23 protein-coding genes and 1 pseudogene are annotated in these 26554 nt (G+C 70.9%); 11 read left to right on the top strand and 13 right to left on the bottom strand.

Annotated elements, in window-relative coordinates:
• The first annotated feature begins 169 nt into the window (after nt 1-169).
• Nucleotides 170-1330, top strand: a complete 1161-nt coding sequence (locus JAO84_RS11060; protein ID WP_370412661.1) for an alkaline phosphatase PhoX — start codon at nt 170-172, stop codon at nt 1328-1330.
• On the opposite strand, the gene JAO84_RS11065 is transcribed toward JAO84_RS11060, so the two are convergent.
• The 4 genes from JAO84_RS11065 to JAO84_RS11080 all read right to left on the bottom strand — a co-directional run bounded on the left by JAO84_RS11065 (nt 1300) and on the right by JAO84_RS11080 (nt 8218).
• The gene (locus tag JAO84_RS11065; protein WP_370412663.1) at nt 1300-2370 is read right to left on the bottom strand and encodes a helix-turn-helix domain-containing protein; all 1071 of its coding nucleotides are present in this window, start codon (nt 2368-2370) and stop codon (nt 1300-1302) included. The two genes, JAO84_RS11060 and JAO84_RS11065, sit on opposite strands and share 31 nt — an antisense overlap.
• Before the next feature lie 600 nt (nt 2371-2970).
• Nucleotides 2971-5682 (bottom strand): pyruvate, phosphate dikinase, encoded by a 2712-nt coding sequence (ppdK, locus tag JAO84_RS11070; protein WP_370412665.1) that lies wholly within the window; start codon nt 5680-5682, stop codon nt 2971-2973.
• Nucleotides 5683-6059: 377 nt separating this feature from the next.
• A complete protein-coding gene (gene dusB / locus JAO84_RS11075; protein ID WP_370412667.1) occupies nt 6060-7196 on the bottom strand; it encodes a tRNA dihydrouridine synthase DusB in 1137 nt (378 codons plus the stop codon).
• A gap of 77 nt (nt 7197-7273) precedes the next feature.
• The gene (locus JAO84_RS11080) at nt 7274-8218 is read right to left on the bottom strand and encodes a helix-turn-helix domain-containing protein (RefSeq protein ID WP_370416723.1); all 945 of its coding nucleotides are present in this window, start codon (nt 8216-8218) and stop codon (nt 7274-7276) included.
• A gap of 110 nt (nt 8219-8328) precedes the next feature.
• On the opposite strand from JAO84_RS11080, the gene JAO84_RS11085 reads away from it, so the two are divergent.
• Genes JAO84_RS11085 through JAO84_RS11095 form a run of 3 tightly spaced genes read left to right on the top strand, consistent with a single transcriptional unit; the run spans nt 8329 to nt 11476 of the window.
• Nucleotides 8329-9786, top strand: a complete 1458-nt coding sequence (locus JAO84_RS11085; RefSeq protein ID WP_370412669.1) for an MFS transporter — start codon at nt 8329-8331, stop codon at nt 9784-9786.
• Nucleotides 9787-9839: 53 nt separating this feature from the next.
• Nucleotides 9840-10865, top strand: coding sequence for an aldo/keto reductase (locus JAO84_RS11090; RefSeq protein WP_370412671.1), 1026 nt, complete (start codon nt 9840-9842; stop codon nt 10863-10865).
• A 17-nt stretch (nt 10866-10882) separates the two neighbouring features.
• Nucleotides 10883-11476, top strand: coding sequence for a TetR family transcriptional regulator (locus JAO84_RS11095; protein ID WP_370412673.1), 594 nt, complete (start codon nt 10883-10885; stop codon nt 11474-11476).
• A gap of 83 nt (nt 11477-11559) precedes the next feature.
• On the opposite strand, the gene JAO84_RS11100 is transcribed toward JAO84_RS11095, so the two are convergent.
• The 4 genes from JAO84_RS11100 to JAO84_RS11115 all read right to left on the bottom strand — a co-directional run bounded on the left by JAO84_RS11100 (nt 11560) and on the right by JAO84_RS11115 (nt 18012).
• On the bottom strand, nt 11560-13761 hold the full coding sequence (locus tag JAO84_RS11100) for a hypothetical protein (protein ID WP_370412675.1): 2202 nt from the start codon (nt 13759-13761) through the stop codon (nt 11560-11562).
• 126 nt (nt 13762-13887) lie between these two features.
• Nucleotides 13888-14574, bottom strand: coding sequence for a DUF3800 domain-containing protein (locus tag JAO84_RS11105; protein WP_370412677.1), 687 nt, complete (start codon nt 14572-14574; stop codon nt 13888-13890).
• A 462-nt stretch (nt 14575-15036) separates the two neighbouring features.
• A complete protein-coding gene (locus tag JAO84_RS11110) occupies nt 15037-16416 on the bottom strand; it encodes a glycine--tRNA ligase (protein WP_370412679.1) in 1380 nt (459 codons plus the stop codon).
• Between the two features lie 66 nt (nt 16417-16482).
• Nucleotides 16483-18012 carry a hypothetical protein gene (locus JAO84_RS11115; RefSeq protein WP_370412681.1) on the bottom strand — a complete coding sequence of 510 codons (1530 nt, stop codon included), beginning with the start codon at nt 18010-18012 and terminating at the stop codon, nt 16483-16485.
• Between the two features lie 74 nt (nt 18013-18086).
• Between JAO84_RS11115 and JAO84_RS11120 the strand changes: the two genes are divergently transcribed.
• From JAO84_RS11120 to JAO84_RS11135, 4 genes are all read left to right on the top strand, one after another.
• The gene (locus JAO84_RS11120) at nt 18087-19082 is read left to right on the top strand and encodes a metal ABC transporter substrate-binding protein (protein ID WP_370412683.1); all 996 of its coding nucleotides are present in this window, start codon (nt 18087-18089) and stop codon (nt 19080-19082) included.
• Nucleotides 19083-19114: 32 nt separating this feature from the next.
• Entirely contained in the window at nt 19115-19882 is a 768-nt protein-coding gene (locus JAO84_RS11125) for a metal ABC transporter ATP-binding protein (RefSeq protein ID WP_370412685.1), read from the top strand.
• A 34-nt stretch (nt 19883-19916) separates the two neighbouring features.
• Nucleotides 19917-20813 (top strand): metal ABC transporter permease, encoded by an 897-nt coding sequence (locus JAO84_RS11130; RefSeq protein WP_370412687.1) that lies wholly within the window; start codon nt 19917-19919, stop codon nt 20811-20813.
• A 72-nt stretch (nt 20814-20885) separates the two neighbouring features.
• Complete coding sequence (locus JAO84_RS11135; RefSeq protein WP_265862225.1) at nt 20886-21296, top strand: Fur family transcriptional regulator; 411 nt, start codon at nt 20886-20888, stop codon at nt 21294-21296.
• A 66-nt stretch (nt 21297-21362) separates the two neighbouring features.
• Here the strand turns inward: JAO84_RS11135 and JAO84_RS11140 are convergent, their stop codons facing one another.
• The 3 genes from JAO84_RS11140 to recO are packed head-to-tail and all read right to left on the bottom strand — an operon-like array spanning nt 21363 to nt 23474.
• Nucleotides 21363-21890 carry a YcxB family protein gene (locus JAO84_RS11140; RefSeq protein WP_370412689.1) on the bottom strand — a complete coding sequence of 176 codons (528 nt, stop codon included), beginning with the start codon at nt 21888-21890 and terminating at the stop codon, nt 21363-21365.
• Complete coding sequence (locus tag JAO84_RS11145) at nt 21887-22711, bottom strand: isoprenyl transferase (protein ID WP_265862228.1); 825 nt, start codon at nt 22709-22711, stop codon at nt 21887-21889. The genes JAO84_RS11140 and JAO84_RS11145 overlap by 4 nt, the downstream gene beginning before the upstream one ends.
• Nucleotides 22712-22724: 13 nt before the next feature.
• Nucleotides 22725-23474 (bottom strand): DNA repair protein RecO, encoded by a 750-nt coding sequence (gene recO, locus JAO84_RS11150; RefSeq protein ID WP_370412692.1) that lies wholly within the window; start codon nt 23472-23474, stop codon nt 22725-22727.
• A gap of 163 nt (nt 23475-23637) precedes the next feature.
• Here recO and JAO84_RS11155 point away from each other — a divergent pair.
• Nucleotides 23638-24807 (top strand): annotated as a pseudogene (locus JAO84_RS11155) (DUF3103 family protein).
• Nucleotides 24808-24870: 63 nt separating this feature from the next.
• Here JAO84_RS11155 and JAO84_RS11160 read toward each other — a convergent pair.
• On the bottom strand, nt 24871-25089 hold the full coding sequence (locus tag JAO84_RS11160; RefSeq protein ID WP_265862234.1) for a hypothetical protein: 219 nt from the start codon (nt 25087-25089) through the stop codon (nt 24871-24873).
• Nucleotides 25086-25253: a hypothetical protein gene (locus tag JAO84_RS11165; protein WP_370416960.1), complete on the bottom strand. Its 168-nt coding sequence runs from the start codon at nt 25251-25253 to the stop codon at nt 25086-25088. The genes JAO84_RS11160 and JAO84_RS11165 overlap by 4 nt, the downstream gene beginning before the upstream one ends.
• Nucleotides 25254-25430: 177 nt before the next feature.
• Here JAO84_RS11165 and JAO84_RS11170 point away from each other — a divergent pair, with 177 nt between their 5' ends.
• Both JAO84_RS11170 and JAO84_RS11175 read left to right on the top strand, forming a co-directional pair.
• Nucleotides 25431-26267 carry a Scr1 family TA system antitoxin-like transcriptional regulator gene (locus tag JAO84_RS11170; RefSeq protein WP_370412693.1) on the top strand — a complete coding sequence of 279 codons (837 nt, stop codon included), beginning with the start codon at nt 25431-25433 and terminating at the stop codon, nt 26265-26267.
• Complete coding sequence (locus JAO84_RS11175) at nt 26249-26518, top strand: DUF397 domain-containing protein (RefSeq protein ID WP_370412695.1); 270 nt, start codon at nt 26249-26251, stop codon at nt 26516-26518. The genes JAO84_RS11170 and JAO84_RS11175 overlap by 19 nt, the downstream gene beginning before the upstream one ends.
• Nucleotides 26519-26554 lie beyond the last annotated feature (36 nt).

Here is a 26554-nt window from a genome sequence, read left to right on the forward strand (position 1 = left end):
CGCCCGTCACCGACAGCCCCGCCCCCACCCAAAGGGTCGCCGCCCGCCTCCTCCCCGTCACCGCCCGTTGACGCCCGGTCAACTCCGGACGCCTAGATTCCAGGACCGCGCGACCCCGCGCCGCCGACCGGCGCCGCGGGGCGGATCACACCCTGATCAGGAGTGAGACGTGGAGCGACGCAGTTTCCTGCGTGGAGCGGTCATCGGCACCTCGGCCGCCGCCTTCGGCGGCAGCCTCTGGAGCGGGGCGGCCCATGCCGCGCCCGCGCAGCCCGGGGCGGGGCCCTACGGGGCGCTCGGCGCGGCGGACGCGAACGGCATCCTGCTGCCGGCCGGTTTCAGCAGCCGGGTGATCGCCCGGTCGGGCCAGTCGGTCCCGGGGACCTCGTACATCTGGCACAACGCTCCCGACGGCGGCGCCTGTTTCGCCGACGGCACGGGCTGGATCTATGTGTCGAACTCGGAGATCAACCCGGGCGGCGGCGTCAGCGCGGTGAAGTTCAACTCCTCGGGCACGGTCACCAACGCCTACCGGATCCTGTCCAACACCCGGCAGAACTGCGCGGGCGGCAGGACGCCGTGGAACACCTGGCTGTCCTGCGAGGAGGTCAGCCTCGGTTACGTGTACGAGACGGATCCGTACGGCGTGAACGCGGCCGTTCAGCGGCCGGCGCTCGGCCGGTTCAAGCACGAGGCGGCGGCCGCCGACCCGGTGCGGCAGGCGATCTACCTCACCGAGGACGAGACCGACGGCTGCTTCTACCGCTTCCTGCCCACCACCTGGGGGAATCTGTCCTCCGGCACCCTGCAGGTCTTCAGGGCCGGCACCGCCACCTCCGGCACCTTCACCTGGCAGAACGTGCCGGACCCGGACGGCTCGCCGACCACCACCCGCAACCAGGTCTCCGGCGCCAAGCGGTTCAACGGCGGCGAGGGCTGCCACTACGCCGACGACACCGTCTGGTTCACCACCAAGGGCGACAACCGGGTGTGGCAGGTCAACCTGGCCGCCGGCACCTACGAGCTGGCGTACGACGACTCGCTGGTGCCCGGCGGGGCGGCGCCGCTGACCGGGGTCGACAACGTGACCGGCACGGCCTCCGGCGATCTGTACGTCGCCGAGGACGGCGGCAACATGGAGATCTGCCTGATCACCCCGGACGACGTCGTCACCCCGTTCCTGCGGATCAGCGGCCAGTCCGGTTCCGAGATCACCGGACCGGCCTTCTCGCCCGACGGCAGCCGGCTCTACTTCTCCAGCCAGCGGGGCACCACCGGCAGTTCGTCCGGTGGCATCACCTACGAGGTCGCCGGCCCGTTCCGCGCGTAGCAGCGGGTCTCCCTGGCCTCCCGGGCCTCGCGAGAGCCCTGGGGAGCCGGAGCCGCGACCGGGGCTCCCTGGGCGCCGCCGAGGAGGGCGGCGCCCAGCGGGGTCAGGGTGTGCAGGACCGCGTTGCCGTGCCGGAGCGTGGCGACCAGGCCGGCCTCCCGCAGGACACCGGCGTGCTGGCTCGCCGAGGCGAGGGACACCCCCGCCCGGCGGGCCAGTTCGCTCGTGGTGCCGCCGTCGCCGATGGCGTTGAGGACCTCCGAGCGGGTGTGCCCGACCAGTTTGGCGAGCGAGGGCAGGCCGGGTGTCCGGACGTTCGGCGCCTCGCAGTGGGTGACCGGGTACACGAGCACCGGCGGCAGCTCCGGGTCGCGCAGCACGACCGGGGTGCCGCGGCAGAAGTACGAGGGCTGCAGCAGCAGTCCGCGCCCGTCGAGGTGCACGTCCCGGTCGACCGGGTAGTCGGCCTCCAGGACCGGGCTGCGCCAGCGCAGCATCGGCGGCAGCGAGGCGAGGAGCTCGTCCGCGCCGCCGTCGAGCAGCGCCCGGCCGCGGCGTGCCCGGTCGGCCTCGACCCGGGCCTGGATGTGGCTCCAGTACGGCTCGACGGCGGCCCGGTGGTAGGCGCGGAGCGCGCCGAGGAGCCGCCCGAGCGGCCCGCTGCCGCCGTCGGCGAGGGCTCTGAGCGCGTTCGGGACGGCGGGGTGCCCGGAGCGGGCGGCGCCGATCAGGGCGAGTTCCGTGTGCAGCCGGCCGGGCGGGGTGGCCCGGACGGCGTCGAGGCCCTCGTCGAGGCCGAGAATGCCCTGGGGCGGGGTGAGGAAGTCGGGGAAATAGCCGCGGCTGGGCACGAGGGCGCCGAGCAGCCGGGTCTCACCCCCGAGTCGTATACGCGCCTCCGACCGCCATTCCCCGTAGACCACGGAGCCGCGCCGGTCTCGTAAACGATGAAAACTGAGAATCGTTTCCCACAGAACGTCCGGCTGTGCGGCCATCCGCACCCCCGCCAAGTCGTTTCCGGTGAAATGAATCCGCAGCATGGAACCCCCACCTGTGCACTCGCAACCACCCCCGCCGACGAGTATGCACATCATCACTGCACGTTACCAGGGTGTTTCAGCCACACTTGAAAAGCCTCGCGGCGAACGGCCGGGAACCGAAAAGCTGTGCACGTCGGACGGGAAACCTTCAGGACCGAGGTGACGCGGCGAAGACCGTGGGGGGCTTTGGCGCGTCCGGCGGCGGTCGGCGAGGGTTGCGGCTCACCCGCCCGACGAGGGTAATGGGCGCGGCCTCCGGGTGGGGATCCGGAGGTCGCGCCCGCCTCATTCTTTGCAAATGTTCAACGCCGAATAATTCAATGCATGACCCCGGTACAACCCGGCGCCACTCCATGCACCACTGGCACATGCAGTTGAACAGGAACTCACATTTTCCCCAACGATCATGCAACGGTGACCAGGGGTGACCGGGGGTCAAAACACGACGGGGCGGACACCTCCGCACAAGGTGTCCGCCCCGTCTCCTGTGGAGACCGGAGCCGCCGCCCATCGGTTCTGAGGGTCGGGGACGAGCGGCGGCTCCGGTGGCTGTGTCGGGCTTTGCTACTGAACCGATGTTCAGCGGCGGCCCGCGAGGGATCAGCGGCTGTCGCTGCCCTTCGCCTCGGCCGCGGCGCGGCCGGCCTCCAGGCGCGCCACCGGAATCCGGAACGGCGAGCAGGAGACGTAGTCGAGGCCGACCTCGTGGAAGAAGTGCACCGACTCCGGGTCGCCGCCGTGCTCGCCGCAGACGCCGAGCTTGATGTCGGGGCGGGTGGCCCGGCCGGCCTCGGCGGCCTGGCGGACCAGGGCGCCGACGCCGTCCTTGTCGATGGTCTCGAAGGGGCTGACGCCGAAGATGCCCTTCTCCAGGTACGCGGTGAAGAAGCTGGCCTCCACGTCGTCGCGGGAGAAGCCCCAGACCGTCTGGGTGAGGTCGTTGGTGCCGAAGGAGAAGAACTCGGCGGCCTCGGCGATCTGGCCGGCGGTGACGGCGGCGCGCGGCAGCTCGATCATGGTGCCGAGGGCCAGCTTCAGCTCGACGCCGGTCTCGGTGGCGACCTGGGCGATGACCTTCTCGGCGTCGTCGCGGACGATCTCCAGCTCCTGGACGGTGCCCACGAGCGGGATCATGATCTCGGCGCGCGGGTCGCCCTTGGCCTCGGCGCGCAGCGCGGCGGCCTCGGCGATGGCACGGACCTGCATGGTGAACAGGCCGGGGATGACCAGACCGAGCCGGACGCCGCGCAGACCCAGCATCGGGTTCTGCTCGTGCAGCCGGTGCACGGCCTGGAGCAGGCGCAGGTCGTTCTCGTGCGGCTCCTTGCGGGCCTCGGCGAGGGCGACACGCACCGACAGCTCGGTGATGTCGGGCAGGAACTCGTGCAGCGGCGGGTCGAGCAGGCGCACGGTGACCGGCAGGCCGTCCATGGCCTCGAAGAGCTCGACGAAGTCCTGCTTCTGCAGCGGGAGCAGCGCCTTCAGCGACTCCTCGCGCTCCTCGTCGGTGTCGGCGAGGATGAGCCGCTCGACGTACTGGCGGCGCTCGCCGAGGAACATGTGCTCGGTGCGGCACAGGCCGATGCCCTGGGCGCCGAAGCGGCGGGCGCGGGCGGCGTCCTCGGCGTTGTCGGCGTTGGCGCGGACGCGCAGCCGGCGGACGCGGTCGGCGTAGGCCATGATCCGGTGGACGGCCTGGACCAGCTCGTCGGCGTCGTCGGCGCCGGCGTGCATGCGGCCCTCGAAGTACTCGACGACCGGGGACGGTACGACGGGTACCTCACCGATGTAGACCTTGCCGGTGGAGCCGTCGATGGAGACGACGTCGCCCTCCTCGACGACCACGCCGGAGGCGGTGGTCATGCGGCGGCGCTTGGTGTCGACCTCGAGCTCCTCGGCGCCGCAGACACAGGTCTTGCCCATGCCGCGGGCGACGACGGCGGCGTGCGAGGTCTTGCCGCCGCGGGAGGTGAGGATGCCCTCGGCGGCGATCATGCCGTCCAGGTCGTCCGGGTTGGTCTCGCGGCGGATCAGGATGACCTTCTCGCCGGAGCGGGACCACTTGACCGCGGTGTAGGAGTCGAAGACGGCCTTGCCGACGGCGGCGCCCGGGGAGGCGGCGATGCCGCGGCCGACCTGCTCGACCTTGGCGTTCTCGTCGAACTTCGGGAACATCAGCTGGGCGAGCTGGGCGCCGTTGACGCGCTGCAGCGCCTCGGCCTCGTCGATGAGGCCCTGGTCCACGAGCTGGGTGGCGATGCGGAAGGCGGCACCGGCGGTGCGCTTGCCGACGCGGGTCTGCAGCATCCACAGCTGGCCGCGCTCGATGGTGAACTCGATGTCGCAGAGATCCTTGTAGTGGGTCTCCAGGGTCGACATGATCTCCATGAGCTGGTCGTACGACTTCTTGTCGATCGACTCGAGCTCGGCGAGCGGCACGGTGTTGCGGATGCCGGCCACGACGTCCTCGCCCTGCGCGTTCTGCAGGTAGTCGCCGTAGACGCCCTGGTGGCCGGAGGCGGGGTCGCGGGTGAAGGCGACGCCGGTGCCGGAGTCCGGGCCGAGGTTGCCGAAGACCATCGAGCAGACGTTGACGGCGGTGCCGAGGTCGTGCGGGATGCGCTCCTGGCGGCGGTACAGCTTGGCGCGGTCGGTGTTCCAGGAGTTGAAGACCGCCTCGATGGCGAGGTCCATCTGCTCGCGCGGGTCCTGCGGGAAGTCGCGGCCGGTCGCGCTCTTGACGATCTTCTTGAACTGCTTGACGACCTTCTTCAGGTCGCCGGCGTCCAGGTCGGTGTCGCTGGCGACCTTCTTGGCGGCCTTGGCCTCGTCGAGGGCGTCCTCGAAGAGCTCGCCGTCGACGCCGAGGACGGTCTTGCCGAACATCTGGATGAGGCGGCGGTACGAGTCCCAGGCGAAGCGCTCGTTGTCGGCCTGGGCGGCCAGGCCCACGACGGAGGCGTCGGAGAGGCCGATGTTGAGGACGGTGTCCATCATGCCGGGCATCGAGAACTTGGCGCCGGAGCGGACCGAGACGAGCAGCGGGTTGTCGGCCTGGCCGAGCTTCTTGCCCATCTGCTGCTCGAGGGCGTCGAGGTGCGCGCTGACCTCGTCGCGGAGCTCGACCGGCTCGGAGCCGGAGTCGAGGTAGACCTTGCACGCCTCGGTCGTGATCGTGAAGCCGGGAGGGACCGGGAGACCGAGGTTGGTCATCTCGGCGAGGTTGGCTCCCTTGCCACCGAGCAGGTCCTTCAGGTCCTTGTTGCCCTCGGTGAAGTCGTAGACGAACTTCTGATCATTGATTTCCGACACGGGTCACGACTCCTCGACGACTCGGTTGGCTGCCCTGACGCCGAGGAACATACCCAGATCGAAGGCGTCTGGGGAGGTACGCCTACCGGTCACCCGGTCTTAACCACCCGTCCGCCAGCACATCGAAAGTAACCGATGAGTAGCTTCCGCTTTCAGGCCCCGAAGCCCGTTTGACTCAATGCAGGGTTCAAGCGCTCACATGAGCGCCTAATCGAGCACTTGCGTTCAAGTCTTGAACGCAAAAAGGGTGGCACCCAGTGCCACCCTTCAAGCGGGAGAGGGTCAGGTAACCTGCTCATCTGAGCGGGACCCCTATCAGGGGTGGCGAGGATCACTCACCGAAAACGCCCCCGAGCAGGGCCCGAGAGACCCTGGTCTCACCCTCCGGACGTGTCCAGCTCAGCGTCCTCGCTCACGCCAGCGCAGTCGTACGGGTCCCTCAACCAGCCGTCCGGCAGGACAACTCGGTTGTTTCCGGACGTACGCCCCCGAGGCCCCTCCGCACCCACCGGCCACGGCTGGTCCAGATCGAGCTCGCTCAACTGAGCGCTCAGTTCGTCGAGGGACGAGGTGATCGCGAGCCGCTTGCGCATCTCGGAGCCGACCGCGAAGCCCTTCAGGTACCAGGCCACGTGCTTGCGGAAGTCGATGACACCGCGGGCCTCGTCACCCAGCCACTCGCCAAGAAGTCGAGCGTGCCGCACCATCACGTCCGCGACCTGGCGGAGCCCGGGCCGGGTGTAGGTGTCGGTGCCCTCGAAGCCGGCCACCAGGTCGGCGAACAGCCACGGCCGCCCCAGACAGCCGCGGCCCACGACCACCCCGTCGCAACCGGTCTCGCGCATCATCCGCAGCGCGTCCTCGGCCGTCCAGATGTCGCCGTTGCCGAGCACCGGGATCTCCGGCACGTGCTCCTTGAGCCGCGCGATGGCGTCCCAGTCGGCGGTGCCGCCGTAGTGCTGGGCGGTGGTCCGGCCGTGCAGGGCGATCGCGGTGACGCCCTCCTCGACCGCGATCCGGCCCGCGTCCAGATACGTCAGGTGATCGTCGTTGATCCCCTTCCGCATCTTCATCGTGACCGGCAGCTCCCCCGCGTTGGACACGGCCTCGTTGAGGATCGCCCGCAGCAACGGCCGCTTGTACGGCAGTGCCGACCCGCCGCCCTTCCGCGTCACCTTCGGCACCGGGCACCCGAAGTTCAGGTCGATGTGATCGGCCAGATCCTCGTCCACGATCATCCGCACCGCCTTGCCGACGGTCACCGGGTCCACCCCGTACAGCTGGATCGACCGCGGCTTCTCGCTCGCGTCGAAGTGAATGAGCTGCATCGTCTTCTCGTTGCGCTCCACCAGCGCCCGCGTCGTGATCATCTCGCTCACGAACAGCCCCTTCCCGCCGGAGAACTCACGGCACAGGGTGCGGAAGGGAGCATTGGTGATGCCGGCCATCGGCGCGAGCACCACCGGCGGCTGCACGATGTGCGGCCCGATGGCGAGGGGGGAGAACGCGGTCATTGGCCCATTGTCCCGCACCGGGCAAGTCTTTAGACAACCGTACGAATCGGGGGCGCGGGGTACGGGACGGGGCGCCGTCAGACCGCGGCCAGGCGGGTGGCTCCCGCGGCCTCCCGGTCCGCGTCGGCCGTCTGCTCCTCCGCGAGGGCCAGGGCGTGGAGGCGTTCGATGCCGGCGCGGGTGGCCGCGTCCACCGGGACGTACGTCACGAGGCGGGGGCCGGCGGTCGGGCCGAGCCAGAGGTTGGTGTGTTCGAGGCGGAGGAGGCCGACCTGGGCGTTGCGGATGAGCTTGGTGCGGCCGGACTGGTCGACGACGTCGTGGCGGGCCCAGATCTCGCGGAACTCCGGGGAGGCCGCCTGGAGCCGGTCGACCAGGGCCTTCCAGGCGGGCTCGGCCAGGTGCTCGGCCATCGAGGCGCGCAGTTTGCCGGCGAGCGCGAGCAGCACCTCGGGCAGGTCGGTGACTGCGGCCCGGAAGTCGTCGTTGGTGAAGGCCAGCCACAGGCTGTTGCGGTCCTCGCGGGGCAGCGCGTCCAGGTCGCAGAAGAGGCGCCCGAAGGTGCGGTTGTGGGCGAGGAAGTCGTAGCGGCTGTTCTGCACGGCGGCCGGCACCGGCTCCAGCTGGTCGAGCAGCGCCCGCAGCGCCGGAGTGACGGTCGGGCAGGGCGTCTCCGGGTTCGGGTCGGCCTGACCGGCGAGGGCGAAGAGATGGGTGCGCTCGGTGGGATCGAGCAGCAGCGCGCCCGCGAGCGCGTCGAGGACCTGTGGGGAGACCTGGATCGGCCGGGCCTGCTCCAGCCACGTGTACCAGGTGACGCCCACCGCGGAGAGCTGCGCGACCTCCTCGCGGCGCAGCCCCGGCGTGCGGCGCCGGCGCCCGCGCGGCAGGCCGACCTGCTCGGGGCTGATCCGTTCGCGGCGGCTGCGCAGGAAGGCGGCGAGCTCGTGCCGCCGTACATCCGGCCCCGCCGAGCTGTCCGCCGTACCGCTCGCCGCACTGCTTGCCGTACCGAGACTCATGACGCTCATGCTCCCAGGGTGCCGGGGCGCTCAGCCCCTTGCCAGGTACTCCTTGTACCAGGATAAGAAGACTCTGGTACCAGGCTAAGGACCGCGCGAGTCTCGACTCCGTGACTACGAAAACTTCCCCGTCCGCCCCGGCCCGCGCCGTCCCGGTCGTCGACCACGCCCGCCCCGCGCTCGGCACCCTCGGCCTGGTCACCGTGCTGCTCGGCGCGGCCCTCCCCCTCGTCGACTTCTTCATCGTCAATGTCGCCCTGCCCACCATCGACCACGACCTGGCCGCCGGACCGGCCCTCCTGGAGCTGGTGGTCGCCGGCTACGGACTGGCGTACGCCGTGCTCCTCGTCCTCGGCGGCCGGCTCGGCGACCGCTTCGGCCGCCGCCGGCTCTTCCTCGGCGGCATGGCGGCCTTCGGTCTCACCTCCCTCGCCTGCGGCCTCGCCCCGGACGCATGGACCCTGGTCGGCGCCCGCGTGGCGCAGGGCGCCGCGGCCGCGCTGATGCTGCCGCAGGTGCTCGCGACCATCCACTCCTCGACCTCCGGCGCCCGGCACGCCCGCGCGCTCAGCCTGTACGGGGCGACCGCCGGCCTCGCCATGGTGGCCGGCCAGATCCTGGGCGGCGTATTGGTCGCGGCCGATGTCGCGGGCAGCGGCTGGCGGTCGATCTTCCTGGTCAACGTGCCGGTGGCGCTGGTCGGCCTGGTCCTCGCGGTGCGCAGCGTGCCCGAGACCCGCTCGGACCGGCCCGCGCCGGTCGACCTGCCCGGCACCCTGCTGCTCGGCCTCGCCCTGCTGACCCTGCTCGCCCCGCTGACCGAGGGCCGGGCGGCCGGCTGGCCGCTGTGGACCTGGGTCGCGCTCGCCGTGTTCCCGTTCGCGGCGGCGGCGTTCTGGTGGGCGGAGGTGCGCGCCGACCGCGCGGGCCGCACCCCGCTGGTGCCGCCGAGCCTGCTGCGGCTTGTCTCGCTGCGCCGGGGCCTCGCCGTCGTACTGCCGCTGTCGCTGGGCTTCAGCGGCTTCATGTTCGTGATCGCCATCGCGCTCCAGCAGGGCCTGGGCATGGGCGCGATCGCCTCCGGCCTGGCCCTCGTACCGATGGCGCTCGCCTTCTTCGGGGCCTCGCTCGCCGGTCCCCGGCTGATCGGGCGCTGGGGCGCGACCCGGGTGGTCCCGGCGGGCGCGCTGGCGCAGGCGCTCGGCATCGCGCTGATCGCGTGGACGGTGTGGCGCGACTGGGCGGGCCTGTCGGTGGTGGACCTGCTGCCGGGCATGGCGATCGCGGGCCTCGGCCAGGGCCTGCAGCTGCCGGTGCTGTTCCGGCTCGTGCTCTCCGAGGTGCCGTCGGAGCAGGCGGGCGTGGGCAGCGGCGTGATGGTGACGACCCAGCAGTCGGCGCTCGCGCTCGGTGTGGCGACGCTCGGCTCGCTCTTCCTGTCGCTGGCCGGCCCGTCCGTCGCCGGATCCGGCGACATGGGATCGGCGCTGGTCACGACGCTGCTGGTGCAGCTGGGCGTGGTGGTCCTGACGCTGCTCCTGAGCCTGCGCCTCCCCTCCCTGAAGTGAGGAGACGACTGACAGATATTGAAATCTGTCATCGCACATGTCATGGTTGATGCATGACGACGACCACGAACCCCTTCCCCACCCGTTCCCTCGGCACCACCGGCCCCACGGTCTCCGCGCTCGGCCTCGGCTGCATGGGCATGTCCGCCCTGTACGGCGAGGCCGACCGGGCCGAGTCGATCGCGACCATCCACGCGGCCCTGGACGCGGGCGTCACGCTCCTCGACACCGGCGACTTCTACGGCATGGGCCACAACGAGCTGCTGATCAACGAGGCGCTCCGCACCGCCTCGGCCGCCGCCCGCGACCGGGCGCTCACCAGCGTCAAGTTCGGCGCCCTGCGCACGGTCGAGGGCGGCTTCACCGGCTACGACGGGCGCCCGGCGGCGGTGAAGAACTTCGCCGCCTACTCGCTGCAGCGCCTCGGCACCGACCACATCGACGTCTACCGGATCGCCCGCGTCGACCCCGACGTCCCGATCGAGGAGACCGTCGGCGCCATCGCCGAGCTGGTCGAGGCCGGCCACGTCCGGCACATCGGCCTCTCCGAGGTCGGCGCGGACACCCTGCGCCGGGCCGCCGCCGTCGCTCCGATCTCCGACCTGCAGATCGAGTACTCGCTGATCTCCCGCGGCATCGAGGAGAAGATCCTGCCGACCGCCCGCGAGCTCGGCATCGGCATCACCGCGTACGGCGTGCTGTCGCGCGGTCTGATCAGCGGCCACTTCACCCGGGACCGCGAGCTGGCCCCCGGCGACTTCCGCGGCATGAGCCCCCGCTTCCAGGGCGAGAACCTGGCGCGCAACCTGGACCTGGTGGACCGGCTGCGCGCGGTCGCCGAGGCCAAGGGCGTCACGGTCGCCCAGACCGCCATCGCCTGGGCGCTGAGCCGCGGCGAGGACATCGTCCCGCTGATCGGCGCCCGCAGCCGCGACCGGCTCGCCGAGGCCCTCGGCGCGCTGGACGTCACCCTCGACGCGGCCGACCTGGCGGCGATCGAGGCGGCCGTCCCGGCGGACGCGGCGGCCGGCGCCCGCTACCCGGAGGCCCAGATGGCCCACCTGGACAGCGAGCACTGACAGGTACTGTCAGTGGCATGGCCGCCAGCACCGAAACCCTGACCGCAGAGCGCATCCTCGAAGTCACCGAGGAGGTGCTGCGCCGCTACGGCCCGGCGAAGGCGACCGTGGTGGACGTGGCCCGCGCCCTCGGCGTGAGCCACGGCAGCGTCTACCGCCACTTCCGTACGAAGGCGGCGCTGCGCGAGGCGGTCACCGAACGCTGGCTGCACCGCACGATCACCGCGCTCGAACCGTACGCCGAGGGCGACAGCCCCGCCGACGAGCGGCTGACCGGCTGGCTCACCGCCCTCTTCGCCCTCAAGCGCACGAAGGCCGGCGGCGACCCGGAGCTGATGGCCACCTTCCAGGTCCTGATCGGCGAGAACAGCGCGGTCGTCGACCGCCACGAACAGCACCTCGTCGACCAGATCGCCCAGATCCTGGCGTCCGGCGTCCGCGACGACGTCTTCGCCGCCCCGCAGCAGGACCTGGCGACCACGGCCCGCGCCGTCTTCCACGCCACCGACCGCTTCCACAACCCGGCCCACGCGGCGGAGTGGACGTCCCCGGCCAGCGAGGCGGCGTTCGACGCGGTGGTCGCCCTGGTCCAGCGCGCGCTGCGGCCCTGACCCGCGGAGAGACAAGGAGAAAGGGGTGCCGGATCCTCGATGGATCCGGCACCCCTTTCTCGTCCTTCCCGTCCCTCACCCGCTCACTCGGAGTCCTCCGGGTAGTCGCCCGCCTTGTTGTGGAGGCTGGTTGCGATGGTCATGGCCATCTCCCGAAGGGAGGCCCAGGTCTCCTTCTGCCCGTACAGCGGCGGGGAGGAGATCAGCCCGTCGAGGGCGTGGAGCTGCTCCACGAGCTCCTTCGCATCGGCCAGCGACTCGCCGAGGAGAGTCCTTCGGTGGGCGATCCGCTGGTCCACGGGCAGCTCGTCCTCACTCCCGTCCGCGCCCTCCTCGAACTGCGCCTCCTCCCCCACGTCGTCCCAGTCGTCGCCCTCCGCGTCGCCGCTCTGATCCCCCCGCTCGCCGTCCGCGTCGTCGGCGCCGCCCGCCCTTCCGGGCTTCACCCGCTCGGGGAAAGCCGCCGCGACCACGTCCCATTCGAGCAGCGGAACGGGGTCGCCACCCTCCCGCAGGATGCGGTCCTCCGCCTCCAGGTCGACGGCGTAGTGCGCGTAGCCCCCCAGGCTGGGCAGGCCCTCCTGCTGGCTCGCGTTCCAGGGCAGGCCGCTGTCCTGGAACCGCTGCGCCGCGAGGCCCAGGGTCCACAGGCCGAGGAGGTTGCCCTCGCGCGCGAGCCCTTCGACGACCTTGTGCGTGTCGCTGCGCAGGGGCACCTTGCCGTACGCCCGGCGGGCGCCGAGGGCGGAGCCGACGTTCCGGGTCAGGAGCTTGTCCGCGATCAGCGCCGTACCACCTGCCAGGGCGAGGGTGAGCCGGGCGTTCTGGTCGCCGCCCATCGCGGGTTCCACGAGGGAGGTGAAGTCGTCCGTGACGACGGGCGCCCAGCCGTCCTTCAGCACTTCCTTGAAGAGGACGCCTCCGTTCGTCCAGGCGTTGCGGGCCTGCGTCGACGCGCCCTTCTTCGTGGCCCGCCACGGCTGGTCGACCATCGGTCCGAGCAGCGCCGCGAAGCCCTTGTCGGTCATCCGGCGAACACCCTTGATCTCCTTGGCCCGATGGCGCAGGGCGTCGTAGAGCGCGGGTCGCGTCAGGGTGTGCACCAGCCGGGTGGCCCGCCACAGCCCGGTGGCCGGCAGCTTCGGCTCGTTGTAGACCGAGGGAAGGTCGGCGACCTCCCGGCGTCCGACGGCCAGTTCGTAGATGCCGGCCAGCCCGTCGCTCTGGTGGCTCTGCACGACGTGCTTCAGGGCGCGGCCCGCCACCTCCACGTTCTGCGCGGCCTCGTCCCAGGCCTTGAACTCGACGTGGATGGAGGCGAGGACGGAGTGCAGCGCGTCGTCGAACACATCGCGCGCGGCGAGGGACGTGCCTCCGTTCGGCACCACCCCCACCGTCACATGGGCGGGCAGGGTGTGGGACTGCCCGATCTGGACGGCCCGCAGCGGCACGGCCTCGCCCTGCGCCCGGCCCCATTCCTCGTAGAACTCCGCCCGGAGCTTCTTGCGCCGCCGCTCCCGGGCCAGGGCCATCCGCTGCGTACGCGGCTTGTGCGGCTGTCCCTCCACGACGGCGAGGCTGGCGACGAGCACCTCCGCCGCCATCTCCGCCACCGCCTCCGGCTCCTCGTCCGGTCCGGCGAGGACCTTCCAGGCGCTGGCCAGTCGCGTGATGCCGTCGCGGGCGACGAGCACGTGCACCGGCTCCGAACCGTCCTCGAACTCGTAGACGACCGGGTGGGCGATCAGCGCGCGGGTCACCCGGCGGGCGAGGATCGACTCCGCGTAGGAGTTGCGGGCCAGCGTCACGGCGAGCGTCTGCCGGATGTGGTTCCGCAGGTGGGCGAGGTTCTTGTAGCGGTAGCGCAGCACCGCCTGCGGGCGGTCCTCCTCGGCCGCGCCCTCCACCAGGGGGTCCTCGGTCGCCAGGATCTCCTGGGCCGTCCGCGGCTGGATCCCGGGGAAGAGCTCGTACAGCCATATCCGGGAGTGGACGGACCGGAGCAGTGCGCCGTCGACGGACTCCTCAAGGAGCAGGCTGCTGTCGGCGTCCCGCGAGTTGTTCAGCTGCACGGTCACCGTGGACGGCGTCACGACGGCACGGGCGAGCGCGTGCCAGGAGTCCTCGGGCAGGTAGGCGAGGGAGCTCTCAAGACCCGCCTTCACCAGGGCGTTCCGGTCGCCCACGCTCGACGCGTCGGGCAGCTCCCGGAGGACATCGGCGACCTCGATCTTCTGCTTGTCCCACTCGATCTCGACCGGTGTTCCCGGGCGCGTGGCGGACATGTGACCTCTCCTGATCTCGCATGAGTGTGGAAGACTGGCAACGCGGTTCTGGCCCGCTCTCAGTGGGCCAGGTCCAGCCCGCCGGCCCCCGGCCTCGCCGGGGGCCGGCCCTTTTGTCTGTGGTGGTCAGCGGGCGCTGGGCCCGCACGTGCCGGGGAACGTGGCGCCGAACCAGTGCGCCATCTCGATCCCGGCGTCGCGCTTGGCGACCGCCTGGTGGGCGGAGTACGCGATCATGTCGGCGGCCTGGAGCAGGCCGTACTCCTGGGACCTGCGGAAGCGGACGCCGCCGACGATGCGGCGGCCCCGGTCGGGAAGGCGGTGCAGCGCCTGGGCCAGCTGGCGTTCCGTGCCGTCGCCGTCCACGACAACCATCCCCCTGGTGCCGGCCTCGGTCAGCTCCTGCTCGATCTGCGCGAGCAGCGCGGCGAAGAGGTCGGGCCGGTCGTGGCCGTAGCGCTGGGTGCGCCGGTACACCACGTGCACGTCCGCGCCCGGCATGGTGGCGATGGCCCGCAGTCCGCGCAGGATCACCTCGCGGCTGTGCCGCTGGTGGGCGGCCTTGTCGGAGCTGCGTGAGCGGTGCAGGTGGCGGCCGCGAGCGCGGGCGAGGTCGACCGAGTGGAGGGGCGCGTGGGCGGGGATGAGCAGCCGGGTGTCCGCCGCCAGTTCGTGGCGGAAGGTCTGCCAGATCCGCGTCGCGGCGGACAGGTGGGGAAGCTCGATGCGTAAGCGGGCGAACGAGACCAGCGAACGGCCGTCGCCTCCGTCGTCGATCGCGTACAGACGGGGGGCACTGTTCCTGGAAATCATGGGTCGACTCCCGGGCACGTCTGGGTTGTCTCCAGCACCGTTGCCGGAGGCCCTTCTCACCACCCGGCTCGCATGAGGAGGTGGCGAACGCGGAGTGCCTGACCGCCGCGTACCGGGCACACGGCGGTCGTTCCGGGGGCAGATGTCACGGCGATGCGGGATCAGACCTCATATGAAGGTAACCACCCGCACCGGCGACAGCCGGGGACGCCCTGCGGCGGCCCGAGCCTTCGGGGCCGGCACCGGACCATTCCGGCAGCGGCCTCGAACCCATGCGCCACGGTGCGGCCTGGTGTCTCGGATGGATCAACGGTAGCGGATGGCCGATCCGATGCGCCATCAAATCCCTTGTATCTACCCGGCCTTGGAGCGGAGTACGCCATTCCGTCCAGGCCCGGGCACGGGAAAGCCCCCGGTTCCGTTTCCGGAACCGGGGGCTTCGCCGTACCGACGACCAGGGGGTCAGGCGCCGATCAGGCGGCTGGCCAGGTAGCCCTGGATCTGGTCCAGGGAGACGCGCTCCTGCTTCATGGTGTCGCGCTCGCGCACGGTCACCGCGTTGTCCTCGAGGGTGTCGAAGTCGACGGTGACGCAGTACGGGGTGCCGATCTCGTCCTGGCGGCGGTAGCGGCGGCCGATGGCGCCGGCGTCGTCGAACTCGATGTTCCAGTTCTGCCGCAGGTCGGCCGCGAGGCCCTTGGCCTTCGGCGAGAGCTCCGGGTTGCGGGACAGCGGGAGGACGGCGACCTTGACCGGGGCCAGGCGGTGGTCGAGGCGCAGCACGACGCGCTTCTCCATGACGCCCTTGGCGTTGGGGGCCTCGTCCTCGGTGTACGCGTCGAGGAGGAAGGCCAGCATGGCGCGGCCGACACCGGCGGCGGGCTCGATGACGTACGGCGTGTAGCGCTCGCCCTCCTGCTCCAGGAAGGTCAGGTTGGCGCCCGAGGCCTCGGCGTGGGCCTTCAGGTCGTAGTCGGTGCGGTTGGCCACGCCCTCGAGCTCGCCCCACTCGCTGCCGCCGAACTGGAAGCGGTACTCGATGTCGGCGGTGCGCTTCGAGTAGTGGGAGAGCTTCTCCTTCGGGTGCTCGTACCAGCGCATGTTCTCCTCACGGAGACCCAGGCCGGTGTACCAGTTCCAGCGCTGCTCCATCCAGTACTCGTGCCACTGCTCGTCCTCGCCCGGCTTGACGAAGAACTCCATCTCCATCTGCTCGAACTCGCGGGTGCGGAAGATGAAGTTGCCCGGAGTGATCTCGTTCCGGAAGGACTTGCCCTGCTGCGCGATGCCGAACGGGGGCTTCTTGCGCGCGGTGGTCTGCACCTGGGCGAAGTTGGTGAAGATGCCCTGCGCGGTCTCGGGACGCAGGTACGCGACGGAGCCGCTGTCCTGGGTCGGGCCGAGGTGGGTGGAGAGCAGGCCGGAGAACTGCTTGGGCTCGGTGAAGGTGCCCTTGTTGCCGCAGTTGGGGCAGTTGAGGTCGGTGAGGCCGTTCTCGGGGAGGCGGCCGTGCTTCTCCTCGTACGCCTCCTCCAGGTGGTCCGCGCGGTAGCGCTTGTGGCAGGAGGTGCACTCGGTCAGCGGGTCGGTGAAGGTCGCGACGTGACCGGACGCCTCCCAGACCTCGGTCGCCAGGATGACCGACGAGTCGATACCGACGACGTCCTCGCGCGAGGTGACCATGTAACGCCACCACTGGCGCTTGATGTTCTCCTTGAGTTCGACGCCCAGGTGTCCGTAGTCCCAGGCGGCGCGCTGACCGCCGTAGATCTCACTGCAGGGGAAAACGAAGCCACGGCGCTTGCTCAGGCTGACGATGCTGTCGATCTTGTCGGCGGCCACGGTGCTCTCTTCATTACGACGACGAAGTGCGAATGCCACAGGTTACCGGCGCCCCTGGGGCCCGTATCAAATCGGTTCCTCCTCCCTCATCGGGAAGCGGAGGGAGGGCGGTACGCGGGTGTCGGCGGCGAGGGCCAGATCGGCCCCCGACTTGTACCAGTCTGCCTGGATATCGACGACATCGCCGTTCTCCCCGAACAGCCGCCGCAGTCCGGAGGGGAAGATCCCGAGCCCGGCCGCCTCGTTCCAGCGCACGGAGCGGAGGCAGTGCCCGTTCCAGTGCGCGATGCCCTCGTCGTTCAGATACATCCGCTCGTGGCGCCCGGCGGGCCCGAACAGCCGGGGCTTGTACGTGTACGGGTGGTCGTGGAGGGTCTCGGCGAGGGTGTCGTGCCGCTCCGGCTCGAAGGGACTGTCCGCGCCGGGCACGCACGCGTGGGGCAGCACGAGCAAGGCGGTCGAGGGGTACGAGGCGAGGGCCGCGCGGAGGTCGGCCGGGCCCAGCGCGGCGATCCGCTCGCGCAGCGCCGGCACGTCGAAGACCTCCAGGCCGGAGAGGTGGTCGAGGCCGGCCGTGACCAGCTGCCCGTGCCGCTGCTCGGCGGTGTCGAGCCGCTCGGTCCAGGCCAGACCGAGCCGCCGCACCTCGTCCGCGGCCTTGTCCGCGGCCTCGCCCGCCTCCTCATCCGCGCCCGCGCCCTCCCGGCCGTACCCCGCCAGCTCCCGCAGGATCGCGTCCAGGGCTTCGCCCACCGCCGCGGCGCCCATCTCGTCGGTGTCGGCCACCAGCCAGAAGAGCATGCGCCCGCCGCCCACGTACGAGGAGTGGACCTCGACGTCGCCGGTCAAATCGGCCGCCACGTGCGGATCGCGCAGCGCCCGGTGGCGCACCAGTTCGGCGGCCAGCCGACCGGCGGGCGAGGCGGGGCCCTCGTACGAGACGATGGCCAGGTCGATCCAGTGCCCGGGCGCCTGGAGCCAGCAGCCGGCCCGCCCCGGCAGCGGAGCGACGACGGGCCGCTCGACGCGCGGCCCGTCCGGGAGCCGCGGGTCGAGGGCCTCCGGCGGCGGCCCGCTGAGCAGCAGCACCGCCCCGGCCCGGGTGACGCGCTCGGCGGCCCAGGCGCGGACGGCGCCGGCACCGGCGTGGTCGACGAGGTGGTCGAGGGCGAGGGAGCCCCAGCCGATCCGGCCGGGGCCGCGCAGCCCGTAGCGGTATCCGAGCTCCCGTTCCTGGAACCCCTCCCAGCGCTCCTCGCGCTCCTGCCGCGCCGCGACGCGCCGCGCGGCGGCGGCGAGGCCGGCCACGGGCGGCTCGGCGAGCGCCCGGCAGAGCCGGTTCACGGCCTCGGCGACGCGTTCGGGGGCGCCGACGAGACGGAAGTGGACGTGGTCGCCCCGCACGGCGGAGTCGATCTCGACGACGGCTGTCACGGCCGCTACGGCCGTGACGGCGAGCTGCTCCAGGAGCTCGGTGACGCCGCCCAGCGGCAGCGGCTCGTCCTCGACGCCCGTACCGAGCAGCAGGTGAGCCGTGAAGGGCCCGGGGATGTCGTCCCAGTACAGGGGGATGCCGTTGATCTCCGCGCGCCGCATGATCGAACAGTAGTGCCGTGGGACACACGTCCGGCAATTGACAACCGTTTCCATTTTTGTTGAAAATGAGTGTCATGAACGTACGCCGCCTCATACCCGCCACCGCCCTCGCCGGAGCCGTCTCCCTCGGCCTCATCACCCTCACCGCCTGCGGCGGAACCTCCGACGCCGCGGACAAGGGGGGCGACGGCAAGCTGGACGTGGTCGCGTCGTTCTACCCCATGCAGTACCTGGCCGAGCAGATAGGCGGCGGCCACGTGGCCGTCAACACGCTCACCAAGCCCGGCGTCGAACCCCACGACCTGGAGCTCAAGCCGAAGCAGATCGGCGAGCTCGGCGAGGCCGACGTCATCCTCTACCTCAAGGGCATCCAGCCCGCCGTCGACGACGCGATCGCCCAGACCGACGTGAAGGCCAAGGTCGACGCCACCACCCTCACCAAGCTCGAAGAGCACGGCACCGAGGTCGGCCACGAGCACGGGGGCGAAGAGGGCCACGGCTCCGAAGAGGCCGGCCACGAGGACCACGCGGGCCACGAGTCCGAGGCCGGTGCCGACCCGCACATCTGGCTGGACCCCGTGAAGTACGCCGAGGTCGCCAAGGGCGTCGGCGCCGCCTTCGAGAAGGCCGACCCGGCCCACGCCGCCGACTACAAGAAGAACACCGACGCCCTGGTGAAGAAGCTCGGCGACCTGAACACCGCCTTCGAGACGGGTCTGAAGAACACCACCACCAAGACCTTCATCACCACCCACTCCGCCTTCGGCTACCTCGCCGAGCGCTACCACCTGGAGCAGGAGGGCATCTCCGGCATGGACCCCGAGTCCGAGCCGAGCCCCGCCCGCATCAAGGAACTCCAGGACATCGCGAAGAAGGACAAGGTCACCACGGTCTTCTTCGAGACCCTCGCGAGCGACAAGACCGCGAAGACCCTCGCCACCGACACCGGTCTGAAGACCGACGTGCTCGACCCGCTCGAGGGAATCACGGACAAGTCCAAGGGCGATGACTACATCGAGGTCATGCAGTCCAACCTCGCGGCGCTGCAGAAGGCCCTCGGCGCCAAGTGACCACAGCACAGCAGGAGGCACAGGAGGCACTCATGAGCGACGACCAGCCCGTCATCTCCGTCCGCGGAGCCACGGCGGCCCTCGGCGCCCGCCCCGTCCTCCGGGGCGTCGACCTCACCGTCCACCGCGGTGAGGTCGTCGCCCTGCTCGGCGCCAACGGCTCCGGCAAGTCCACCGCCGTCCGCTCCGTCATCGGCCAGGTGCCGCTGACCGGCGGCACGATCGAGCTGTTCGGCACGGAGCAGAAGCGGTTCCGCGACTGGGCCCGCGTCGGTTACGTACCGCAGCGCACCACCGCGGCCGCCGGCGTCCCCGCCACCGTCCGCGAGGTCGTCGCCTCCGGCCGGCTCGCCCGTCGCCGCTTCGGCCTGCCGACCAGGGCCGACAAGGCCGCCGTACTGCGCGCCATGGAGCTCGTCGGCCTCGCCGACCGCGCCACCGACTCCGTCTCCGCGCTCTCCGGCGGCCAGCACCAGCGGGTGCTCATCGCCCGCGCGCTCGCCTCCGAACCCGAGCTGCTGATCATGGACGAGCCGATGGCCGGCGTCGACCTCGCCAGCCAGGAGATCCTCGCCGCGACCCTGCGCGAGCAGGTCGCCGGCGGCACCTCCGTCCTCCTCGTCCTGCACGAGCTGGGCCCGCTCGAGCCGCTCATCGACCGCGCGGTCGTGCTCCGCGACGGCTGCGTCGTCCACGACGGCCCGCCGCCGCAGGCCGTCGGCCAGCACGCCCTGCCCGGCCACGACCACGTCCACCCCCACGCGGCCGACGAGTCGCTCCGTACCGGCCTGCTGACCTGAGGCGCGGAGAGACAAGAGACCGAGAGACAAGACCATGGACTTCCTCGAACCCGCCTTCATGCAGCGGGCGCTCCTCGCGGCCGTACTCGTCGGCATCACCGCCCCCGCCGTCGGGATCTACCTCGTCCAGCGCCGCCAGGCGCTCATGGGCGACGGCATCGGCCATGTCGCCATGACCGGCGTCGGCCTCGGCTTCCTCATGAACACCAACCCGGTGTGGATGGCGACCCTGGTCGCCGTCGCCGGCGCCGTCGCCATGGAACTGATCCGGGCGTACGGCAAGACCCGCGGCGACCTCGCCCTCGCGCTGCTCTTCTACGGCGGCATGGCGGGCGGCGTCCTGCTGATCAACCTCTCGCCGACCGGCTCCAACGCCAACCTCAGCTCGTTCCTCTTCGGCTCGCTCTCGACGGTCTCCACCGAGGACGTCACCACGATCAGCATCCTGGCCGGATTCGTCCTGCTCGTGACGGTCGGCCTGCGCCGCCAGCTCTTCGCCGTCAGCCAGGACGAGGAGTTCGCCCGGGTCACCGGCCTGCCGGTGCGCGTCCTCAACCTGCTGATCGCCGTCACCGCGGCCGTCACCGTCACGGTCGCCATGCGCGTCGTCGGCCTGCTCCTGGTCAGCGCGCTGATGGTGATCCCGGTCGCGGCGGCCCAGCAGCTCTCCCGGTCCTTCAAGACCACGTTCGTGCTCGCGGTGCTGATCGGCACGGGCGTCACCCTTTCCGGCACGATCACCTCGTACTACCAGGACGTACCGCCCGGCGCGACCATCGTCCTGCTCGCGATCGGCGTCTTCATCACCCTGGCCCTGCTCGCCGCCCCGCTCGCCCGACGCCGGGCGCGGGCCGCCGAACAGGCCATCGCGGACTGCGACGCGCGCTGCGTCCCGGGCACCCGGCGCCCCACGGACGACGTGAAGGTCTGAGCCGGGTCTCACGGAAGGGGTACGGGGGGCTGGCAGAATGGCGGGGGCAGACAAGGATTCAAGGAGGCCCCCGTGGCGACGGCAGGACCCCCCGTAAAAGGCCGCTCGACCAAGCAGCGGGCCGCAGTCTCGGCGGCCCTGAACGAGGTGGACGAGTTCCGCAGCGCCCAGGAGCTGCACGACATGCTCAAGCACCGCGGCGACTCCGTCGGCCTGACCACCGTCTACCGCACGCTCCAGTCCCTCGCGGACGCGGGCGAGGTCGACGCCCTGCGCACCAGCGACGGCGAGACGGTCTACCGCCGCTGCTCGACCGGCGACCACCATCACCACCTGGTCTGCCGCGTCTGCGGCAAGGCCGTGGAGGTCGAGGGCCCGGCGGTGGAGCAGTGGGCCGAGACGATCGCGGCCGAGCACGGCTTCGTGAACGTGGCACACACGGTGGAGATCTTCGGCACGTGCGAGGACTGCGCGTCGAAGTGACCTGACATAGACGAGGGCCCGCACCGAAGCGATTCGGTGCGGGCCCTCGCGTATCCGTACGCCCGCTCAGAGGCGGGTGATGTTCCGGTCCAGGAGCGTACGGAGCCGGTCGACGTCGGCCGGGTCGGCGAGCCCGCGCTTGGGCAGGACGACAAGGCCGGTGGCGGACCGGTCTGCGGTCAGCAGGACGAACAGTTCCGCCCCCTCGGCGTACCGGGGGTGAGCACTCCACGCAGTGCGCCTTTCGAGGCCGCGGGCGGCCGCGTGCACCCCCTCGTCGCTCACGACGGTCCGGAACTCCCCGAGGGGCGCGAGCCTCTTGAGAGCCTGCCGCGCCGACGAACGCCGCTGCGCGGCGGGCAGAGCGGCCACGACCGGGGCCAACAGGCCCCATGGCACCGCGCCCGGCACGTTCCCGCTGCCTGCCTTCAGGACGACGAGCACCAGGCACATCACCGTGGTGTAGACGCACAGCCACCGCATCACCCGCGCTTGCCGCGTTTTCCGTGCGCGGGCGACCAGCGCCGCCACCACGTCGGCGCGCGTCGGCGTGTAGATCAGCTCGACGGCCTCGGCCGTCAACGGGCTGCTCACGCCTTGTCGAGGACGGCGAGATCCGCCGGGTCCACCCCGCCGAAGCGCCGGTCGCGCTGCGCGAACTCGACGCACGCCCGCCACAGGTCGCGGCGGTCGAAGTCGGGCCACAGCACGTCCTGGAAGACCATCTCGGCGTACGCGCTCTGCCAGATCAGGTAGTTGGACGTGCGCTGCTCGCCGCTGGGGCGCAGGAAGAGGTCGACGTCCGGCATGTCCGGGTAGTAGAGGTACTTCTGGATGGTCTTCTCGGTGATCTTCGACGGGTCGAGCCGGCCCGCCTTCACGTCCTCCGCGAGCGCCTGCGCCGCGTCCGTGAGCTCCGCGCGCCCGCCGTAGTTCATGCAGAAGTACAGCGTCAGCTTGGTGTTGTCCTTGGTCTGCTCCTGCGCGACCTGGAGCTCCTTGGCGACCGACTTCCACAGCTTGGGCATCCGGCCCACCCAGCGCACCCGGATGCCGAGCTCGTCGAGCTGGTCGCGGGTCTTGCGGATGAAGTCGCGGTTGAAGTTCATGAGGAAGCGCACCTCCTCGGGCGAGCGCTTCCAGTTCTCGGTGGAGAAGGCGTAGAGCGAGATCGCCCCGACGCCCATCTCCAGCGCGCCCTGCAGCACGTCGAGCACCTGCTCGGCGCCGACCTTGTGCCCCTCGGTGCGCGGCAGCCCGCGCTCCTTGGCCCAGCGGCCGTTGCCGTCCATGACGATCGCGACGTGCTCGGGCACGAGCTCCGACTGCAGCTTCGGCGGGCGGGCACCGGACGGGTGCGGCTCGGGGGTCCTGTACTCCCGACGCTGGCGCCCGAGAAGTCGTGCGATGGCCATGGCGTGGTCTCTCCTAGTTTTTCTCTACATAACGCAGGGAGCGCAGCCCGCGCTCCAGGTGCCAGTGCAGATAGGCGGACACGAGTCCGCTGCCCTCCCTGACGTGACGCGGCTCGGCCGCGTCCGCCGTCTCCCAGTCGCCGGTGAGCAGCGCGCTGAGCAGGCCAACGGCCTCCGCAGAGGGTACGACGCTTCCGGGGACCCGGCAGTCCGCGCAGATGACTCCGCCCGCGGCGACCGAAAAGAACCGGTTGGGGCCGTGAAGGCCGCATTTCGCACAGTCCTCGAAGCTGGGCGCGTAGCCGTTGACGGCGAGCGAGCGCAGCAGGAAGGCGTCGAGGATGAGGTGCGGGGCGTGCTCGCCGCGCGCGAGGGTGCGCAGTCCGCCGACGAGCAGCAGGTACTGCTGGACGGCCGGTTCGCCCTCGTGGTCGGTGAACCGTTCCGCCGTCTCCAGCATCGCGGTGCCGGCGGTGTAGCGGGCGTAGTCGGTGACGATCGAGCTGCCGTACGCGGCGATGGTCTCGCTCTGTGTGCAGAGCGGGAGCCCGCGTCCGATCAGCTCACTCCCGCGGGCGAAGAACTGCACGTCCACGTGCGAGAACGGTTCGAGCCGGGCCCCGAACTTCGACTTGGTCCGCCGCACCCCGCGCGCGACGGCGCGTACGCGTCCGTGACCGCGCGTGAGCAGCGTGATGATGCGGTCCGCTTCACCCAGCTTCTGGGTGCGCAGCACGATGCCGTCGTCGCGGAACAGACTCATGGCGCCATTGTCCCGTACGGCTCGGACAACCCGGGGCGGGGCCTGAAGCGGGGTCGGACGGGGCCCTCTTGTGGCGGGTGACATGTCCTCGTCATCATGATGCCCGAGGAAACCTTCTACCCGCATAGATCGTCCGACCACTCCCTCTGGAGGAGCGATCACCGTGAGACCTCGTCCCACCCGACGACGCGGCACCCTCACCGCCACCGCGGCCGCCCTCGCCGCCCTCTGCGCGGCCCAGACCCTGGGCGGGGCCGCAGCGGCCTCCGCCGCCCCGGCCCATGCCCCAGCCCCCACCGGAGCGGCCACGACCAAGGCCGCCGTCGGCTCCGCCCAGGACCGGGCGGCCCGCGACCTCGCGCGCTCGCTGGGCGACTCCTCCTGGCGTACGAGCCTGAGCGCGGCCGCCCTGAAGTCGCCCGGGGCCGAGGTGCCGGTCGCCGAGCGGGCGACCGGTTCGCTGAGGTCCCGGCTCGCCGCGGCCGACCGGGACATCGCGCGGGCCAAGGGCCTGGACGCCGGGACCGGCTCGCTGCTCCGGCTGCGGCTCGGCGACCCGTCGATGCGCGCCGCGCTCGCGGCCGGCGCCACCCCGTGGGTCGCGGCGGCCGTCACGGACGACGACGACCGCACCGTCACGACCGTCACGGCCTACGACAGCCAGGGCCGAGCGCACCGGCTGGACGCCCGCGAGGTGCCCGCGCAGCCGGTGTACGTCGTCGACATCGACAGCACGAAGGCCCTGGCGGCCGGCCTGGACGTCGTACGGAAGGAGCTGGCGAAGGCCGGCATCGCGTCCGCCGCACCCGCGAACACGACCGCGGCCCCCACCGCGGCCACCGCCGGCTTCTGGACCACGAAGATCACCGCCGTCCACCTCAACGACGACGAGGAGCCCTGAGTCAAGGGCGACGCCGAGATCTACACCCTGGTCAGCGGCTTCGGCCAGGACGGCAAGGTCCGCGTCGACCCGGTCGACATGCCGTACCTCGACAGCGACGGCACCGTCTACCGGCCGAACCAGATCCTGGTCAACTGGTCCAACTACAAGTACAACCTCGCCGACGCCGTGATGATGGAGGAGGACGGCAGCACCAACTACCGCGACCTCGCCAAGGCCATCGCCACGGTGCTCCTCACCATCACCGACCAGGGCGCCTACGTCCCCCTGGTGAACGCCATCCTGGACGCCATGCCGGACGACTGGTGGACCGACGACCCCGACTACGTCGACTCCTGGTACACCCTCGCCCAGCAGAGCACCGGCACGCTGTACGGCGCCCGGGGCAACGGCTATCTGACCGTCCAGCCGTACTTCGTCGAGCAGTTCTGACCCCTTCATGCATCGCGCGGGGCCTGCGGGGAGCAGCACTCCCCGCAGGCCCCTACGTGCCCATCAGGGCACCTCCCCCCGGCTCCGGGCGTTCGCGTGCGCCGTGGAGGCGCGCAGCCGCTCCCCCGGCGTGGCGACCCGCACCCCGTCGGGCTCACAGTCCCACTCGCGCCCGCCGCCGATCGGCCGCAGCTGGAGGTAGGGCCCCTCGTGCCCCATCACGGTGCCGACCTTGCCCGTACCGATCTCGACGACGTACGCGCCGATGGGCGGTTTCTTCATCCGCGTCCCCCTTCGTTCACGAGCGCCGCGGCGAGCAACCGCGCGGTCGCGGTCGTGCAGCGCCCCAGCTCGACGAGCGGCCGAGGAGGCTCGGCGGCGAGGGTGACGGCGTCGAGCCCGAGCGAGGGCAGGGTGATTCCGACCCGCTCAAGCGCGTCACGCAATTCCCTCACCGCCTCTCGCGCCGCTTCCGTTTCCGTCGGCCGCATGCTGTGTTCTTTCACCAACGCGATCCTTCCCGAATCCATTTCCCGATTTCCGCATCCAGCCTGGGGGCGGCTCCCTAGAATCGGCAGATGCGCGGGGGCAACAACTGTGGTGTGTCGCTGGGGAGTTAATCCATGGCCAAGGCCAAGCGAAAAGAAGTGTGGGTGTTCTTCGGGGAGCTCCTGAAGGAGCGCCGAGAGACGGCGAAGATGTCCCGGAACGAGCTGGGTGCACGGGTGTTCGTGTCGGGGACCTACATCGGCCTGTTCGAGCAGGGTGTGCGGAAGCCGCAGCTGGACGTGGCGCAGAGAATCGACGAGGTGCTACAAACCGGCGGTATTTTCGAACGGACCTGCCGGGACCTCATCAACGCGTCACCGTATGCGGACTATTTCCACGAGGTCGCCGAACTTGAGGCTGTCGCGACGAAGCTGTGCGAGTTCGCGCCGACCGTCGTACCGGGCCTGTTGCAGACGCCGGAGTACATGCGCGCGCAGATCCTCGCGATGTATCCCTTCGCCTCGGAGGCGTACATCGAGGAGAAGGTCAGCTCGCGGATCGAGCGACAGGCAATCCTCAAGGAGGACGCTACAAGGCCCGAGTACTGGGCAATCCTGCACGAGAACGTCCTGCGCACCCCCGTGGGTGGCCCGGCGCTCATGGCCCGGCAGCTGGACCACCTCGTGGCACTGGCTCGGCAGCGCCGGGTGCTGGTGGCAGTGATCCCGCGCGAGGTGGGCGCACACGCGCACATGACCGGCACACTCAAGCTGATGGAGTTCTCGGACCAACCGCCAACGGCCTATACAGAGACGGAGTATTCGGGAACGCTTCTCGACGATCCGGCGGTGGTGAAGGATGCGCAGCGCACCTACGATCTGCTCAGGGTCGCCGCGCTGTCGCCTGAGGCGTCCCTGGCCATGATCGAGTCGGCGGCGGAGGACTACAGACGATGCGCGAGTACGACCTGAGCAACGCCCACTGGTTCAAGAGCTCATACAGCAACGCCTCCGGCGGCGACTGCATCGAGGTCTCGTACGACTTTGCCAGCGCCGCCTGGCGCAAGAGCTCCTACAGCAACGGCTCCGGCGGCGACTGCGTCGAAGTCCTCGACAACGTCCCCGGCGTCGTCCCCGTCCGTGACTCCAAGAACCCCACCGGCCCCGCCCTCGTCGTGCCGGCCGCGGCCTGGGCCGCGTTCATCGCCGACGTGAAGGGATGACGACCACCTCCACGCCAGTGCAGATCGGCACGGCGC

This window comes from Streptomyces fradiae (assembly GCF_041270065.1).
Lineage (GTDB): Bacteria > Actinomycetota > Actinomycetes > Streptomycetales > Streptomycetaceae > Streptomyces.